This is a genomic window from Salinicola avicenniae, from assembly GCF_023736115.1.
Taxonomy (GTDB): Bacteria; Pseudomonadota; Gammaproteobacteria; order Pseudomonadales; family Halomonadaceae; genus Salinicola; species Salinicola avicenniae.
In genome coordinates this window covers 551924-568001 of the sequence record NZ_JAKQZC010000002.1, presented here as the reverse complement: position 1 = coordinate 568001, position 16078 = coordinate 551924, and the positions used below count along the sequence as shown (strand labels likewise).

At 63.0% G+C, this 16078-nt stretch carries 14 protein-coding genes; 3 read left to right on the top strand and 11 right to left on the bottom strand.

The window, feature by feature from the left end:
- Positions 1-96: 96 nt before the first annotated feature.
- From rimK to MC381_RS06140, 3 genes are read right to left on the bottom strand one after another with little or no spacing between them, the layout of a single operon-like run.
- Positions 97-1005, bottom strand: a complete 909-nt coding sequence (rimK, locus tag MC381_RS06150; RefSeq protein WP_251976848.1) for a 30S ribosomal protein S6--L-glutamate ligase — start codon at positions 1003-1005, stop codon at positions 97-99.
- Between the two features lie 44 nt (positions 1006-1049).
- A complete protein-coding gene (locus MC381_RS06145; RefSeq protein ID WP_251976847.1) occupies positions 1050-1487 on the bottom strand; it encodes an ATP-dependent zinc protease family protein in 438 nt (145 codons plus the stop codon).
- Positions 1488-1491: 4 nt separating this feature from the next.
- Positions 1492-2505, bottom strand: a complete 1014-nt coding sequence (locus MC381_RS06140) for a DUF3549 family protein (protein ID WP_251976846.1) — start codon at positions 2503-2505, stop codon at positions 1492-1494.
- A gap of 191 nt (positions 2506-2696) precedes the next feature.
- On the opposite strand from MC381_RS06140, the gene MC381_RS06135 reads away from it, so the two are divergent.
- On the top strand, positions 2697-3023 hold the full coding sequence (locus MC381_RS06135; RefSeq protein ID WP_251976845.1) for a YqcC family protein: 327 nt from the start codon (positions 2697-2699) through the stop codon (positions 3021-3023).
- 130 nt (positions 3024-3153) lie between these two features.
- Here MC381_RS06135 and MC381_RS06130 read toward each other — a convergent pair whose 3' ends face one another.
- From MC381_RS06130 to MC381_RS06105, 6 genes are all read right to left on the bottom strand, one after another.
- The gene (locus MC381_RS06130) at positions 3154-3723 is read right to left on the bottom strand and encodes an OmpW/AlkL family protein (protein ID WP_251976844.1); all 570 of its coding nucleotides are present in this window, start codon (positions 3721-3723) and stop codon (positions 3154-3156) included.
- Between the two features lie 248 nt (positions 3724-3971).
- The gene (gene putP / locus MC381_RS06125) at positions 3972-5462 is read right to left on the bottom strand and encodes a sodium/proline symporter PutP (protein ID WP_251976843.1); all 1491 of its coding nucleotides are present in this window, start codon (positions 5460-5462) and stop codon (positions 3972-3974) included.
- A gap of 178 nt (positions 5463-5640) precedes the next feature.
- Entirely contained in the window at positions 5641-8829 is a 3189-nt protein-coding gene (gene putA, locus MC381_RS06120) for a bifunctional proline dehydrogenase/L-glutamate gamma-semialdehyde dehydrogenase PutA (protein WP_251976842.1), read from the bottom strand.
- Positions 8830-8991: 162 nt separating this feature from the next.
- Entirely contained in the window at positions 8992-9762 is a 771-nt protein-coding gene (locus MC381_RS06115; protein ID WP_251976841.1) for a helix-turn-helix domain-containing protein, read from the bottom strand.
- 63 nt (positions 9763-9825) lie between these two features.
- Positions 9826-10197 carry a hypothetical protein gene (locus MC381_RS06110; RefSeq protein ID WP_251976840.1) on the bottom strand — a complete coding sequence of 124 codons (372 nt, stop codon included), beginning with the start codon at positions 10195-10197 and terminating at the stop codon, positions 9826-9828.
- A gap of 98 nt (positions 10198-10295) precedes the next feature.
- Complete coding sequence (locus MC381_RS06105) at positions 10296-11309, bottom strand: Bug family tripartite tricarboxylate transporter substrate binding protein (protein WP_251976839.1); 1014 nt, start codon at positions 11307-11309, stop codon at positions 10296-10298.
- 559 nt (positions 11310-11868) lie between these two features.
- Between MC381_RS06105 and MC381_RS06100 the strand changes: the two genes are divergently transcribed.
- On the top strand, positions 11869-13062 hold the full coding sequence (locus MC381_RS06100) for an MFS transporter (protein ID WP_251976838.1): 1194 nt from the start codon (positions 11869-11871) through the stop codon (positions 13060-13062).
- 111 nt (positions 13063-13173) lie between these two features.
- Here MC381_RS06100 and MC381_RS06095 read toward each other — a convergent pair whose 3' ends face one another.
- Entirely contained in the window at positions 13174-13380 is a 207-nt protein-coding gene (locus tag MC381_RS06095; protein ID WP_251976837.1) for a hypothetical protein, read from the bottom strand.
- A 138-nt stretch (positions 13381-13518) separates the two neighbouring features.
- Complete coding sequence (locus MC381_RS06090; protein WP_251976836.1) at positions 13519-14097, bottom strand: helix-turn-helix domain-containing protein; 579 nt, start codon at positions 14095-14097, stop codon at positions 13519-13521.
- A gap of 405 nt (positions 14098-14502) precedes the next feature.
- Here MC381_RS06090 and gltX point away from each other — a divergent pair, with 405 nt between their 5' ends.
- Positions 14503-15984 carry a glutamate--tRNA ligase gene (gene gltX, locus MC381_RS06085; RefSeq protein ID WP_251976835.1) on the top strand — a complete coding sequence of 494 codons (1482 nt, stop codon included), beginning with the start codon at positions 14503-14505 and terminating at the stop codon, positions 15982-15984.
- The last annotated feature ends 94 nt before the right edge of the window (positions 15985-16078 follow it).

Sequence of the window (16078 nt, the reverse complement as noted above, 5' to 3'; positions counted from 1 at the left end):
GAGGTGCCACAAATTGTGCGGCTGGAAACACTGTTTTGCTAGCCCCGGGAGCAGAAAAATTTAGTCTTTTCGCGAATTTGCTTAGTGCGTTCGGGGTCAGCCCTTGGGCTTCGGCGGTGCCTTGCGCGGCGCCACCGCATTCTTCTCCAGATGTTCGACGATCTGCCCGGCGATGTCCTTGCCGGTGGCCGACTCGATCCCCTGCAAGCCGGGCGATGAGTTCACCTCCATGATCACCGGGCCATGATTGGAGCGCAGCAGGTCGACGCCGGCCACGCGCAGGCCCATGGCCTTGGCGGCACGAATGGCGGTCGAGCGCTCTTCCGGGGTGATGCGGATCACGGTGGCGGTGCCGCCGCGATGCAGGTTGGAGCGGAACTCCCCCTCGGCCGCTTGGCGCTTCATGGCGGCGACGACCTTGTCGCCAATCACGAAGCAGCGAATGTCCGCCCCTTTTGCCTCCTTGATGTACTCCTGGACCATGATATTGGCCTTCATGCCCATGAATGCCTGAATCACCGACTCCGCTGCCTGATTGGTCTCCGCCAGCACCACGCCGATGCCCTGGGTGCCCTCGAGCAGCTTGATCACTAGCGGCGCGCCTTTGACCATCGTGATCAGATCCGGAATGTCGTCCGGAGAGTGGGCGAATCCGGTGACGGGCAACCCCAGCCCCTTGCGCGAGAGCAGCTGCAGCGAACGTAGCTTGTCGCGCGAGCGGGTGATGGCGACCGAATCATTGAGCACGTAGGTGCTCATCATCTCGAACTGGCGCAGCACTGCACAGCCGTAGAACGTTACCGAGGCACCGATGCGAGGCACGATCGCATCGAACGGCTCTAGTTCTTCGCCACGGTAGTGGATCGACGGCCGATGGGAGGCAATGTTCATGTAGCAGCGCAGTGTGTCGACGACCCGGACCGTGTGGCCGCGCTGTTCGGCAGCCTCGATCAGACGGCGGGTCGAATAGAGATTGCGATTGCGTGACAGAATGCCGATATGCATGGACCAGAACTCCGGGGGTCGGATAGGCGTGAAAGGTGCGTCGTTCAGGGCTCGCCGTGAAGAAAGGAAGCACCGGGCGCGACTAGCAGGCGGCGCATCGCGCGCCGGCCAAGCAGCATCGGGTGGCGCATGTTACTGCGATCGGTCAGGGTCAGTTCGATCGGCAGATCGAGCCCGCCCAGCAGCATGCGGGTGCGAATGACGTAGCGCCACTCCTCCTGCCCGTTGGAGCTGCGTACCTTGCGCCGGTCGTGCAGCGGCAGCCGACACTCGTGAGGCGGTGTCTGGCTGCCGCTGGTTCGCGTCAGAAAGCGAATCCAAGGGTGGCCATTCTCCTCGTAAGGCTCGATGGCTTCGGCATGCAGCGCGGACGTCCGCGCGCCCGTATCCGCCTTGCAGCACAGGGTCAGGTTAAGATCGGGCAGCGAGACCATCTCGCGGCGCCCGATCACGGCCTTGGCCTGGTAGGGAAGTGGTTTCATGGACTCAGGCATTTCCTTCCGAAAGGCGCCGGCCGATCTCGGCGTCACCGTTTGACTGGCGCAACATCATCAATATTGGCAGCCTCAGGCGAGGGATCAAAGCCAGATCGCGCACGACGCCGAGAAAATTGGCCTGCGGACAGGCCGCCAGTCGTGTCAGAAACTGTTGCAGCCGGGTCTCATGCTCCAGGTGATGCCAGCCGCGAGCGGCAATAGCCGCCAGACAGTCGGCCGCCATGGCGTCCTTGTCTGCCAGCAGTTGCTCCAGCCAGGCACCCACCTGCGGGCTGTCACAGCCGACCAAGGCGCGCAGTAGCGCACAGTAGCACTCCAGATCTTGCGCCTGGCGGGCCGTCTCCATGGCCTGCCAGAGCGCGGGCAGCAGCGACGCCGGCGTGTCGCCGTGCTCCAGCAGATAGCAGAGCGGTACGATGACGTCGCGAGGCAACGTGCCGAGACGCTCGGCCAGCGCGGCGTGGATCTCTGCCTTGCCACTTGCGACCTGGTCGGCAAGCCCCTGCAGGCCAAGCATCTGCCAGTTGATCGAGGCGTCGCCAAGGAGATAGCGGCGGGCCATGTCGGCATGGGACGAGAGCGGACGCGAGAACTGGCGGGCCAAGCGGGCATGCAGCAGGGCGCGCTGGTGCAGATCCGGTTCGAAGGCCAGTGGATTGTCCTGCATCAGGTTCTGGACGCTGCCGCTGTCGCTCGCGGCTTGCGTGCCTAGCGTCTGCAGCAGTCGGTCGAGGAAGGCATCGCGAGACGCGGGGACCAGCTGGCCCTGTTCGTCGAGCGGCAGGGTGAGGAACCAGATCGCCGGGTCACCAGCCGTTGCTGGCCAGTTGAGCGCGCAGGCGAACTGGGCCTGCCCTTTCCACGGCAGCGGCCAGGCGGTTTGCTCGCGCTCGAAGGCATCAAAGGTATCGCGGGAGAGCGGCGCGACGCGTCGACCCAGCGTCGACAGCGCCACGTCGGCGCCGCTCTGCGTGAAAAAATCGCTCAGCGTTTGCATGGTCATTGGTGCCAGGATCATCGAGGCGCGCACTGTAACGCGGCAGTCGCGGAGTGAATAGGGTGCGATCAAAAATTGATCATCTTGCAGTATGACTCGTCAGAGCCGGCTTCGATCGATGTATCCCAAGTTTATCCACAGTCTCTTTCAGGTATTCTGTGTGCAGATACACCCGCTGAAAAGAGAAAGGAGTTGGAATGACCGCGCACGACGAACTGGCCGTGGCGCTTCGCCAGTTGGAGGAGACGTTGGCGGCGGCAGAGCTGTGGGAGGTGTCCTACCCCGATGCGGAGGCCTTCGAGAGCCAGCAGCCGTTTTGCGTCGATAGCATGAGCCTGCCGCAGTGGCTGCGCTATGTGTTCATGGCTCGCCTGCAGGCGTTGGTCGACGCTCGTGCAGCGCTTCCCGCAAACTGTGCGGTAGCGCCCGCGATGGAAGTCTGGCTTCAGCAGAATGCGGGAGGGCGCCACCAGGCCGTGGTCCGCCAACTGACCGAGGTCGACCGGCTCGTGACCGAAGGATGACGACAAAGCCGTGAGCGGGTGAGTTCCTGCTAGGTTCATCACCGGCCGGCACACGTAAAAAACCGGGCCCCCCTGAGGGGCCCGGTTTTTTCGTACCGAGTCGCGATGCTCCGACAGGAGCGGTGCGATCTTAGAAGCGCAGCATAGCGCCTGCACCGACGGTGACCGGGTCGAGATCGAAGTCATCGCCGCCGCTGACGTCGGCTTTGACATCGGTGTAGCGGGCGAAAGCGTTGAAGCCGAAGTTGTCGGTTACGGCCAGGTCGAGACCCAGCTCACCGGCAGCACCCCAGGAGTCGTCGATGTCGTTGCCCTGGGCCAGGTTCTCGTCGGAGAACTTGGTGTAGTTGACGCCGACGCCGGCGTAAGGCTGCACGCGAGATTCCAGGCCGCCCAGCGGGTAATACTGGACCATCAGATTGATCGGCTGCTGCTTGAAGTTGCCTTCGGCGCCGTCAGTCGTGATGTCGTGCTTCATCTCTTCGGTCGCGCTCAGTTCCACACCCAGCTTGTCGTGGAACATATATCCCAGGCCGAGGTAGCCGCCATTCTCGTCTTCGGCGTATCCCGGGTCCAGATCCGTCTTGGCGATACCGGCACGGGCGAAGAAGTCACCGGCGCCGTAAGCGAAGGCAGCTTGGGTACCGAATGCGCAGACACCGGCAACGGCCAGGGCGGAGAAAAGTTTGGTCTTGGTCATGATTATGCACTCCCTTTCAGCATCATGTTGCCGGCTCAACCGGCACCCCACGTTCTGTGAGACAACGTAGGCATGATAGGAAACGGTGTTTTTTATTTCAAGTAAAATTTTGAAACAACGTTTTTTAACTGCGTGGCGATAAATGCGCCTGTCTGTTGCCGGCCGACCAAGAAAAAGGCCGCAGCATTGGGCTGCGGCCTTTCCAGCCACCGACCCCGGGGGATCGGTGGTTCGTTCGGTGCTCTCGGTCAGCGCGTGATGTGTTGGTACTCGCCCGCATCGCGAGTGGCGTTGCTGACCACGAGGATGGCGACGAAAGCAGCGATGAAGCCAGGGATGATTTCGTAAACGCCGGGGCCGCCCAGGAAAGCGTTGTTCCAGCCTAGTGCGATCCAGGCGATCACGGTGAGGGCGCCCACTACCATGCCGGCGATCGCGCCAGCACCGTTGGTGCGCGGCCACATCAGTGACAGCAGGATCAGTGGCCCGAATGCCGCGCCGAAGCCGGCCCAGGCGTTGCTGACCAGTCCCAATACCTGGGAGTCGGGATCCGATGCGATGACGGCGGCGACGAGGCCGACCAGCACCACGCTGATCCTGCCCACGAGGACGGTCTCTTTTTCGGAGGCCTCCTTGCGCAGAAACAGGCGATAGAAGTCTTCGGTCAGCGAGGAGGAGGCAACCAGCAATTGACTGGAGATGGTGCTCATGATGGCAGCGAGCAGGGCGGCGAAGAGGAAGCCGGTGATCAGCGGATGGAAGAGCAGGTCGGCGAGAATGATGAAGATCGTTTCCGCATCCTCGACGTCCAGGCCGTTGCGAACCGCATAGGCACGACCGAAGATCCCCACGGAGATGGCGCCGATCAGCGAGATCAGCATCCAGCTCATGCCGATGTTGCGGGCGGTGGGCACGTCCTTGGGCGAGCGGATGGCCATGAAGCGCACGATGATGTGCGGCTGGCCGAAGTAGCCGAGGCCCCAGGTGACCGCGGAGAGCCATCCGATAAAGGTCAGTCCGCTGGTCCAGGACAGCAGGGTGGGGTCGACCTCGTTGAGCGTCTGCGAGGCCTGGCTGAAGCCGCCGCCGCCCTCACCGAAGAGGACCACCGCCGGCATGATCACCAGGGCCAGCATCATGATGCAGCCCTGCACGAAGTCCGTCATGCTGACCGCCAGAAATCCGCCGACGACGGTATAGACGAGTACCACGCCCAACGTGAGGATCACGCCGGTGGCGTAGTCACTCAGCCCGCCGATATCGATCAGACCGGCGAAGGCGCTGTCGAACAGCTTGCCGCCGGCGACCAGGCCGGAGGCCGTGTAGATCGAGAAGAACACGACGATGACGATGGCCGAGATCATTCGCAGCGACAGGGCGCGGGTGGGAAATCGATTGGCCAGGAAGGCGGGGATGGTGATCGCATTGTTATAGTGGATGGTCTGCTCGCGCAGGCGCGGCGCCACCAGCAGCCAGTTGAAGAAGGCGCCGACGAACAGGCCGATACCAATCCAGGCAGAACCCAGCCCGGAGAGGAACATGGCGCCAGGCAGGCCGAGCAACAGCCAGCCGCTCATGTCCGAGGCGCCGGCGGAGAGGGCGGCAACCTGCGGGCTCAGGGTGCGGCCACCGAGCATGTAATCTTCCGAGGTGGATGTCGACCGGCGCATGGCATACACACCAATACCGATCATCAGTGCAAAATAGGCAAAAAGACTGATCCAGACCCCAATCGCCATAAAGACGTCTCCTGTTTGATGTTATTGGATCGGAAATGGCTCCGATGGGCCGTTGGTGCTCGGGTATTCCACCATATTGCTTTCAGCCTGCCGCGCCCGGTGCGGGCGCGGCAGCTGAAGGGAGGGGCTTGCCCTCGACCATTCAACGCTGACCGAGGTCTCGATAGCGAGTCGGTCTTTAGTCGCCCATGGCGAGCAGCGAGGCATTGCCGCCCAGGGCCGCGGTGTTGATGGTACGGGTCTTTTCGGTGGCGAAGCGTAGCAGATAATGGGGCCCGCCCGCCTTCGGGCCGGTGCCCGAAAAGCCCTGTCCGCCAAAGGGTTGCACGCCGACCACGGCGCCGATGATGTCGCGGTTCACATACACATTGCCGACGCGGACACGACTGGCGACGTGGTTGGCGAAACTCTCGTTGCGGCTGTGGACGCCGAACGTCAAGCCATAGCCCTTGGCGTTGATAGCGTCGATGACGTCGTCCAGCTGATCGGCGCGATAGCGGGCGATGTGCAGCAGCGGGCCGAACTGTTCAGTCTGCATCGACTCGATGCCGTCGACGCTGAAGGCCATCGGCGGAACGAAGGTGCCGTGTTCGGTCTCTGCGGGGTCCAGCATCGCTTCCGCCAGCAGCCTGCCTTCCGCCTTCATGGTGTCGATATGGCGCAGCAGGCCATCGCGTGCTTCCTCGTCGATGACTGGGCCGACGTCGGTGCCCAGGTCGCGGGGGTCGCCGATGCGCAGCTCTGCCATGGCACCGCGCAGAATCTCGATCACGCGATCCGCCACGTCTTCCTGAATATAGAGCACGCGCAGGGCCGAGCAGCGCTGGCCGGCACTCTGGAAGGCAGAGTGGACCACGTCCGCGACAACCTGCTCGGGCAGGGCGGTGGAGTCGACGATCATGGCGTTGAGACCGCCCGTCTCGGCGATCAGTGTCGGCAGGGCGGCGTTCTCCCGCGCTGCCAGCGCCCGGTTGATGATCTGCGCGGTATCGGTGGAGCCGGTGAAGACCACGCCGGTAATGCGCGGATCGTTGCTCAGGACGCTGCCGACCGTCGGGCCATCCCCGGGCAGCAGCTGCACGACATCGCGCGGCATGCCCGCTTCGTGCAGTAGCTCGATGACCCGATGCGCGATCAACGAGGTTTGTTCCGCCGGCTTGGCCAGGACGGTATTGCCGGCGACGGCGGCGGCGACCAATTGGCCGGTAAAGATGGCGACCGGGAAGTTCCACGGGCTGATGGCCGCGAAGACGCCCTTGCCGGCCATCATCAGTTCGTTGGATTCGCCGGTCGGCCCCGGGAGCAGGGTGGGCTCGGCGAACAGCTCACGAGCGCGGGTGGCGTAATAGCGGCAGAAGTCGACCGCCTCGCGAATCTCGTCGACGCCATCGGTCAGCAGCTTGCCGCCCTCACGCGAGCAGAGCGTCATCAGCTCGGCAAGATGCGTTTCCATCAGGTCGGCGTGACGTTCGAGAATCGCCGCGCGCTCTTCCACTGGCGTCTTGCTCCAGCGGGGGAAGGCTTGCCAGGCGACGTCGACCGCCTGCTCGGCCTCTTCCCCGGTGGTCCACTGTACGCTGCCGACCGTCTGGCGGCGGTCATAGGGGCTGGTGACTGCGTGCTGGCGTTGCTCGTCGTTGGCGACGTCCACGCCCAGCAGCGGCCCGGCCTGATAAGTCCGGTCCATGAAGTCCGCCATGTGATCGATCAGCGGCTGATATTCACTATTGATGTTCAAGTTGACGCCCTTGGAGTTCTTGCGTGCCGTGCCATAGAGATTCGGCGGCAGGGGGATCTTGGAATTGGCGAAGGTATCGTGCGGCTTCAGCGTTTCGACCGGGTGCACGCAGAGTGACTCCACCGGGACGCGCGGATCGACCAACTGGTGGACGAACGATGAGTTGGCGCCGTTTTCGAGCAGGCGGCGAACCAGGTACGGCAGCAGATCCTTGTGCGCCCCGACCGGGGCATAGATACGGCAGTAGGTGCCTTTGGGCGCCCGCTTGAGAGCCGCGTCATAGAGGGCTTCGCCCATGCCGTGAAGACGCTGGAACTCGAAGGTGCGGTCAGCGGCGTTGGCCAGTTCGAGGATATTGCTGATCGTATGCGCGTTATGGGTGGCGAACTGCGGAAAGATGCGGCCGCGCGTATTGTCGGAAAGCAGAAAGCGTGCGCAGACCAGATAGGCGACATCGGTGCACGCCTTGCGCGTGTAGACGGGATAGCCGTCGACACCGAGCTTCTGCGACTCCTTGATCTCGGTATCCCAGTAGGCGCCCTTGACCAGCCGCAGCGGAATCTCGTCGCCCTGTTCATCGGCGAGACGCGTGAGGTAGTGGAGCACCGGCAGGGCCCGTTTGGCATAGGCCTGCACGACCAGGCCGAAGTGACCCCAGCCGCGGCAGGCGTCGCTCTCGAAAACGGCGCGGAAAACTTCGAGGGAAAGCTCCAGTCGGTCGACCTCTTCGGCGTCGATGGTCAGGGCGACATGACGCTCCCGGGCCAGCGTGACCAGCGCCTTCACCGTCCCGACCAGTTCCTCGAGTACCTGGCTGCGGCGGCCGAATTCGTAGCGCGGGTGCAGCGCCGACAGCTTGATAGAGACCGAGGGGGCGGGCGTGGTGTCGTCCAGGCGCATGCTGGTTTCGCCGACGCGTTCGATCGCCGCGGCGTAGTCATCGTAATAACGCTGGGCATCGTCGCGGGTGCGCGCCGCCTCGCCGAGCATGTCGTAGGAGTAGGTATAGCCTTTGCTGAACAGCGGCTTCGAACGCTTGAGGGCCTCGTCGATGGTGCGCCCGAGCACGAACTGCTGGCCCATGATCTTCATCGCCTGGTACATGGCGCTGCGAATCACCGGCTCGCCCATGCGGTTGACCATGCGGTTGATGAAGCTGGCGGGCTTGCCTTCGCGGGGCTTGTCCATCTGGATCACGTTACCGGTCATCAGTAGCCCCCAGGTGGAGGCGTTGACGAACCAAGATTCGCTCTGACCCACGTAGCGTTTCCAGTCGGCGACGCCGAGCTTGTCCTCGATCAGCGCATCGGCCGTGGCCTTGTCAGGGATGCGTAGCAGCGCCTCCGCCAGGCACATCAGCAGGACGCCTTCCTGGGTATCGAGACTGTACTGCTGGAGCAGCTCGTCGATGGAGTCGACCGCCGTATCCATTTCACGCACTTCGCGAACCAGCTGGGCGGTCGCGTCGCCGATACGGGCGAAGTCCTTCTCGCCGGCACCCAGCACGGCGCAGAGCTCTTCGAGGTAGGCATCCTCGTCGACGATATAGTGGTCGCTGACTCTGGCGAACAGCGTGTCCAGGGAGGTTTGCCAGGTAGCAGTGTCCAGCATTTGATCGGCTTTTAGCATTGTTCAGCCCCGTAATGATCGGCATTCGCGATGGCTCGGCGGGCGCTCGAGGTCGTCCGCGGCAGCCGCGTGCAGGAGGAGTGGCGACTGACTCTAGCGTGAAACAGGCTGGCGATTCTTGCCAATTAAACCGGGTCGATTTGTCAGAAAGCCGGATGCCGCTCAGGGGGTCGAACGGCGCAGATGGGTCGGCGGATGCCCGTAGCGGCGGCGGAAGGCGTTGCTCAAGGCGCTTTGGTTGGCGAATCCGGTGAGCGCGGCGATTTCGGCCAGGGGGAGCGGGGTGGTCAGTGTCAACTCGCGGGCCTTGTCCAGGCGCAGGCGCAGCACGAATTGATAGGGCGTCAGCCCGGCTTGGTCGCGAAAGCGTTCGCTGAAGTGCGCCTCGCTGAGGCAAGCATGGGCGGCGAGATCCGCCACGCTGAGACGCTGACCAAGACGTTCGACCACGAAACGCTCCAGGCGCGCAAGATCCAGCGGACGCGCTCGGCGATCGGACGCCGGGGGGGCGACCAGCGAGGCGCCCTGGCGGGCATGCAGGGCACTCAGCAGCGTTGTGACCAGCAGGTCATCGGCGGGTCTCGACAGGCGGGTCATCTCCTGGAGCATGAAACTGAGGTAGTGCTGCAGCGACTCGTCCAGCGTGAAATAGCCCGGGCGGTCGAACAGGACGCGCAGCTCTCGGTGCCAGCCGGTCAGCGATGAGGCGTCGTCCGGCAGATCGATGATCAACTGACGATTGTCGCCGACGCCCTCGTAGAAATGCTCGACGTTAGCCGGAACCAGGCAGCCCGACCGCGGTGCGACCAGCCCGCCTTGGCCGGCGATCTCGAATTCCGCGTAGCCGGAGAGGCCAATCACGATCTGGTGGAAGTCGTGATGGTGGTGCTGGATGGCGTTGTCGAGCGGCGTCAGCCGAATGGCTTCGGTCATGCCTTGCCTCGGGCGTTGGCAATCCATGGTGGTGCGGCGCGCCGGTAAGGGCAGGGTCGATGCTCAGGCATGGTACTCGCCTTGATGCAGCGCTTGGTGTGCCGCCAGATGATCGCGTAGGGCGGCCAGCTCCTCGCGGCCGCTGCGTGACAATAGCGAGCCGCCCTGGGCGGCCTGCCACGGCCTGCCGTAGGACTCCATCAGTCGCTGACTGCGCTGGCGCAGGTTCTCGAGATAGGCATCGTGGCGGATAGGATGTCCGATCACCGCATGCCAACGCGCCTCGCTGGCCCGGTTGTCGAGCACGGCATCGAACAGTTGGAGCAGGTCTTCCGAGCCTGTGCGGTAGCGCGGGGTGCGCGACAGCATCAGCGCGGCGACGGTGGCCAGGCTGATCAGCAGGCAGACGGCAAATACCAGTAGGAAGATCGACATCGGCGCACTCCGCGCAAGACGTGGCGACCGCCGCAGTCTATCACGTCGGCCGCCTGTCGCCCCAAGGCTGTCTTACAGGCATCACATAAAGGCGTGTCTCAGCGCAGCATGCCGAGTTCACCGCCGATATCGCGGATATCGGCAATCTGCTGGTCCACGAACCGTGTCAGTTCCTCGCCGGATTTGTGGAACGGCAGCAGGCCGTTCTGTGTCATCACGGTTTGCCATGCCTCACTGTCGTAGAGCGTATCCAGCGTGTCGACCCACCATTGGTAGCTCTCCTCGGAGGCCGACGGTGCGGTATAGAAGCCCCGCCAGTTGGGGGCGACAACATCGATGCCCTGCTCGCGAGCGGTGGGGATGGCGGCCAGTTCGCCCGGCAGGCGCTCCTCGGAGAAGACGGCCAGCAGTCGAATGTCGCCGCTGTCGACGAAGCTCTTGGCCTCGCTGAGATCCCCGGTGAAGGCATCGATATGGTTCCCCAGCAGTTGCGTGATCGCCACGGAGCCGGAGTCGAAGGCGAGGTACTTGATCTCGCGCAGGGCGTCGACACCCGACTCGCGAGCAGCCATCAGCACCTTGATATGGTCGAAGCCGCCGGCGACATCACCACCGGCAAAGGTCACGCTGGCCGGATCGGTTTCAAGCGACGCGAGCAGGGCTGACAGCGAGTCGTAGGGGGAATTGGCGGGCACGGCAATGACGCCGTAATCGGCCCCCAGCGTGGCGGCCCAGCGGATATTGTCCGGATCGCCGCCGGGATAGTTGCCGAGCGCCAGTTGCGTGGTGGTGGCGGTCGAGGCGGCGACGATCAGGTCGTCGTCCGTGGCGCGTTTCGCGCGCACGTGGCTGTAGGCGACGCCGCCGCTGGCGCCCGGCACGTTGGTGGTCTGCATGGCGGCGGGGATCAGATCGAGATCCTGCAGCGTGCGGGCGACCGAACGGCAGGTGAAGTCCCAGCCGCCACCGGGCTGGGCCGGGGCGATGCAGTCGACCTTGCCGGTGGGCTCGGCCTGGACGGGTAGCGTCAACAGCGACAGGGCGCAGAGCGGCACGATCTGACGAAGACGGTGGGAGGCGGTTCGTGTGGTGAACCCGGAAAACAAGGCCATGGTGGAATCCGTACTGTGTTCAGCGAAAACTCGATATCGTTATCAGGGTCGCGTCGAGGCGCGACTGCCGGACAGTACCGGATTGGATGCGCTTTCGCTATCGCCCTTTGGCGGCAGGCGATGGAGCCAGTAGCCTCGCGGGTGATACGGGGGCAGTTCAGGCACAGACGGGCGTGAGAAACTGAGAAGGGGAGATAAGAGACTGAGAAAGGGAGAGACGGCGTGTCGGGGGCCGTGCGCCAATACGTCAGCGTGCAATAAATAAAAAGTCGCCGCGCTGGGCGCGGCGACAAAGATCGATAACAGTAAACTCGAGACGCCTCCACAGCGACTGCGTATGGGATCTCTTGCTTATTACGACGGCACGCCGCGGGAAAAGTTCCCGCCAGATGTATCGTTATGACACAGGATGTTGTAGGACGTGTCGCCAGCGGGTGATCGGTACGACCGGCCACGCCGGCATACGCGGTTTCACGTCGAGCAGCCAGGCGGTTCCCATCTGGTCGAGAGGTGTGAATAATGCTCGTCTCTCATCATTCGACCAAAGTTGGAGGCTTGTGTGGCGAGTGCTTCGGAAGTCGACGCCGCGAAGCCGTCGCGGCGTTCCACGCTGTTGCTGGAACTGGCACTGGCCGTTGGCGGGTTCGCCATCGGTATCGGCGAATTCACGATCATGGGGCTGATGCCCAACGTCTCCGCCGCCTTGGGTATCTCGGAGCCGCAGGTAGGCAACGTCATTAGCGCCTACGCCCTGGGCGTGGTTGTCGGGGCGCCGCTGATCGCTATCCTGGGGGCGCACTTTTATCGGCGGCATCTGCTGCTGGCGCTAATGGCGTTCTTTGCCATCGGCAATCTGGCCAGCGCCTTGGCGCCGGATTACCACACGCTGATGGTTTTCCGTTTTATTTCCGGTTTGCCACATGGGGCCTATTTCGGTGTCGCCTCGCTGGTGGCGGCATCGCTGGTGCCACCGCACAAGCGAGCCCAGGCGGTCAGCCGTGTTCTCGCCGGGTTGACCGTCGCGACGTTGGTTGGAAATCCCATTGCCACCTGGCTCAGTCAACTGGTGAGTTGGCGGCTGGCGTTCGCGCTGGTCGGCGCGATCGCTATTCTGACGGTGGTGCTGGTGTTCATCTATTTGCCGCTGAACCGGCAGGAGCGACGCAGCAGCCCGCTACAGGAGCTGACGGCTTTCAATCGTTCGCAGGTCTGGATCACGCTGGCCATTGGGGCGATCGGGTTCGCTGGCATGTTCTGCGTGTTCAGCTATCTGGCGCCGGTATTGCTCAATGTGACTCAGGCATCGCCCTACTGGATTCCGGTGGCCCAGGCGGCTTTCGGGGTGGGGGCGATCGTCGGCAACATCGTGGGGGGGAAGCTCTACGATCGCATGCAGATGCGGGGTGTCGGCTATCTGCTGGTCTGGTGCATTGCCATTCTGCTGCTGTTTCCGCTCGCCGCGCAGCAACTCTGGTCGGTACTGCTGATCTCCGCGGCGGTTGGCACCATGGTTTCGCTATCGCCGGCGCTGCAGACGCGTCTGATGGATGTGGCCGCGGACGCGCAGACGCTGGCTGCCGCATCCAATCATGCCGCTTTCAACGTGGCCAACGCGCTGGGGCCATGGCTAGGTGGGCAGGCGATCGCCGCCGGCTTCGGCTGGACGGTCACCGGTTATGTCGGGGCGGCGACGGCGGCCGTCGGTCTGCTGGTCTTTTTCGTGGCCTTCGGCATGCAACGTCGCCACGGCTAGGCTGGGCGCGGGCATCGGTTCTGATGCCTTCGTGCTTATCGCTGATAGGCAGGCACAAAAAAGGGCCAAGCCGCAAGGCTTGGCCCTTTGTCGTTTCGGCCGAGCGCAGTACTAGTAGCCGAGCGTCGTCGGTTCCGCAGTGGTGGGCGGAGGCATCGAGAGATAGGTCTCGCGGCCGGGGCAACGCTCGCACTGAATCTCGTAACCCTGCGCGGCATCGGCGAGCCTATCGTCGTCCGGTAGGGTCTGCTCGTGTCCACATGCCCGGCAGCAGGCGACCCAGCGATCCGATGATCGAGTCAGAGTAAACATGTCCATGGTGCTCTCCGTGCCTTTCCTTTGTCCCATGCCCGCCGGTCGACGTGGAAGTCGATGCGAACGCCAGCAAAGGGAGTGAGGGCAAAACCCGCTTTTTCAAGGGGGCGCCGTTCGCGAATGACCTTTTTGCGAACGACCTTACTGGCGGCTCCAGCGGGCGCGGACGTAGCCGATGATGCGGAAAGGCGGATGGCGCACGTTCTCGACGGTGACACCTTGCAGCTGTTCGCCGCTGACACGCATCCGGCCGGAAGCGAGCCTTTCGAGATACTGAATCTGCAGGCGTCCCTCTCGCTCCAGCAGGTAGAGGCCGTCCTGCTGAAACTGCTCGCAGGGGGCGACGGCGGCCAGATCGCCATCGTAGAGGAAATCGAAGGATTCGTGCTCGGCGGGGGTGACCAGATAGCAGTCCTGCGTCAGCATCTGAACCGTCGACAGCGCTTCCTCGCCATGATTTTCCAGGCGCTCCCAGGGTGCGGTGAGGTGGGTTTGCAAGCTCAGCACGGCGCGGCTTTGTGCGGCGGGCGCGGCCGCCATGGTGGCATTGAGCGAGTCGTCATCCAGCAGCTCCCGAATCGAACAATCGAGGGCCGAGGTCAGCGACACCAGTCGCTCGTGCCCGATCTGCTTGATGGTACCGGATTCCCAATAGGAGATAGTGACGTCAGAGACGCCCACTCGCCTGGCGAGCGCGGCCTTGCTCAGGCCCGCTTGCACTCGAAGCTGTTTGATTCGTGGTCCTAACCCGTCCATCCATGAATCTCGACGACAGAATTGATGCGACAGAATATCGGCTCGACCCCGAAGTTTGCTTCGGGTGCGATCTCGCCGGGCTTGTGGTATCACGCCACTCAGGAGCGATCGGCTGACGGGGCAGCCTGATGGCGCGGGACAGCCGTTCGTGATGTCTGTTGCCCCGTGCTTCCTGATCTCGTCAGCTTGCGACGGCCCGTCGTGTCACGCCTGCACGATAGGGTTTGCTCGCCCCTTAGGCCTTCCTATTAAGGGTGGCTGCTGAAAGGGCTTCCGGCAAGCCTTGATCGGATGGGTTTCGACGGCCCCTGCAGGACCGGGCGCCGGTTGCGTATAATGATGCGGTTGCCCATCAACGGATTGGATTTCATGACGGTACGCACGCGTATTGCGCCTTCGCCCACCGGCGACCCCCATGTCGGTACGGCTTATATTGCCCTGTTCAACCTCTGCTTCGCGCGGCAGCACGGCGGGCAATTCATCCTGCGCATCGAGGATACCGATCGCCAACGTTCGACGACCGAATCCGAGCAGATGATTCTCGACTCGCTCCGCTGGCTGGGGCTGGAGTGGGACGAGGGTCCCGATGTCGGTGGCCCGCATGGTCCATATCGTCAGAGCGAGCGTGGCGACATTTACGCTGACTACGCCAACCAACTGGTCGAGAAGGGGTATGCCTTCCGCTGTTACCGCACCAGTGCCGAGCTGGACGAGCTGCGCGAGGCGCGCAAGGCGGCAGGCCTGCATCTCGCGCTGAAGCCCGCAGACCTGGCACTGGATGAAGACGAGCAGCACCGGCGCGAGGCGGAAGGCTATCCCTACGTGATCCGCATGCACGTGCCGGACGAGGGCGTCTGCGAGATCGACGACATGCTACGGGGTCGTATCGAGGTGGACTGGGCGCAGGTCGATGCGCAGATCCTGCTCAAGTCCGATGGCATGCCGACCTACCATCTGGCCAACGTGGTCGATGATCACCTCATGGGGATTACCCATGTACTGCGCGGCGAGGAGTGGATCAACTCCGCGCCCAAGCACAAGCTGCTCTATGAGTATTTCGGTTGGACGCTACCGCAGCTCTGCCACATGCCGCTGCTGCGCAACCCGGACAAGTCCAAGCTCTCCAAGCGCAAGAATCCGACATCAATCAACTACTACGAGCGCATGGGCTTTCTGCCGCAGGCGGTGCTCAACTATCTCGGTCGCATGGGCTGGTCGATGCCCGACGAGCGCGAGAAGTTTACGCTCGACGAGATGATGACGAGCTTCGATATTCAGCGCGTGTCGCTGGGAGGGCCTGTCTTCGACCTGGACAAGCTGACCTGGTTGAACGGTGTCTATATTCGCGAGGATCTCGATGATGCCGCGCTCTTGCAGGCATTGAGAACCTGGGCTTTCAACGAGACGTATGTCAGTCAGATCCTGCCGCAGGTACGCCCCAGGATTTCGACGCTGTCGGATGTCATGCCGCTGGCTGGCCATTTCTTTTCCGGGCTGCCGGATATCCGTGAGGAGAGCTTCTCCGGTATTGATCTCGATCGAGAAACGCTGGTGTCACTGCTGCAGTTCCTGATCTGGCGTCTTGAAAGCGTTCCGACATGGGAAAAGGCCTCGTTGCTCGAGGAGGTCAAGCGACTAGCAGCGCACTTCGATCTGAAGATGAAGGCCTTCCTGGCCCCGGTTTTCGTGGCCGTTACGGGGAGTGCTCACTCGACATCGGTACTCGACGCGATGGCGATTCTCGGCTCGGATATGACGCGCGCGAGGCTGCGTCACGCTGTTGATGTGCTTGGCGGCGTTTCCAAAAAGCAGGCCAAGCGGCTCGAGAAGCAGTATCGCGAGCTACGCTGAGCGAGCGTTTCCTCTGTCCGGAAAAATTTGTGCTTCGCGACGACAAACCGTTGACCAATCAGCCAGATACCCGTATAGTTCGCCCCGTTCCTGA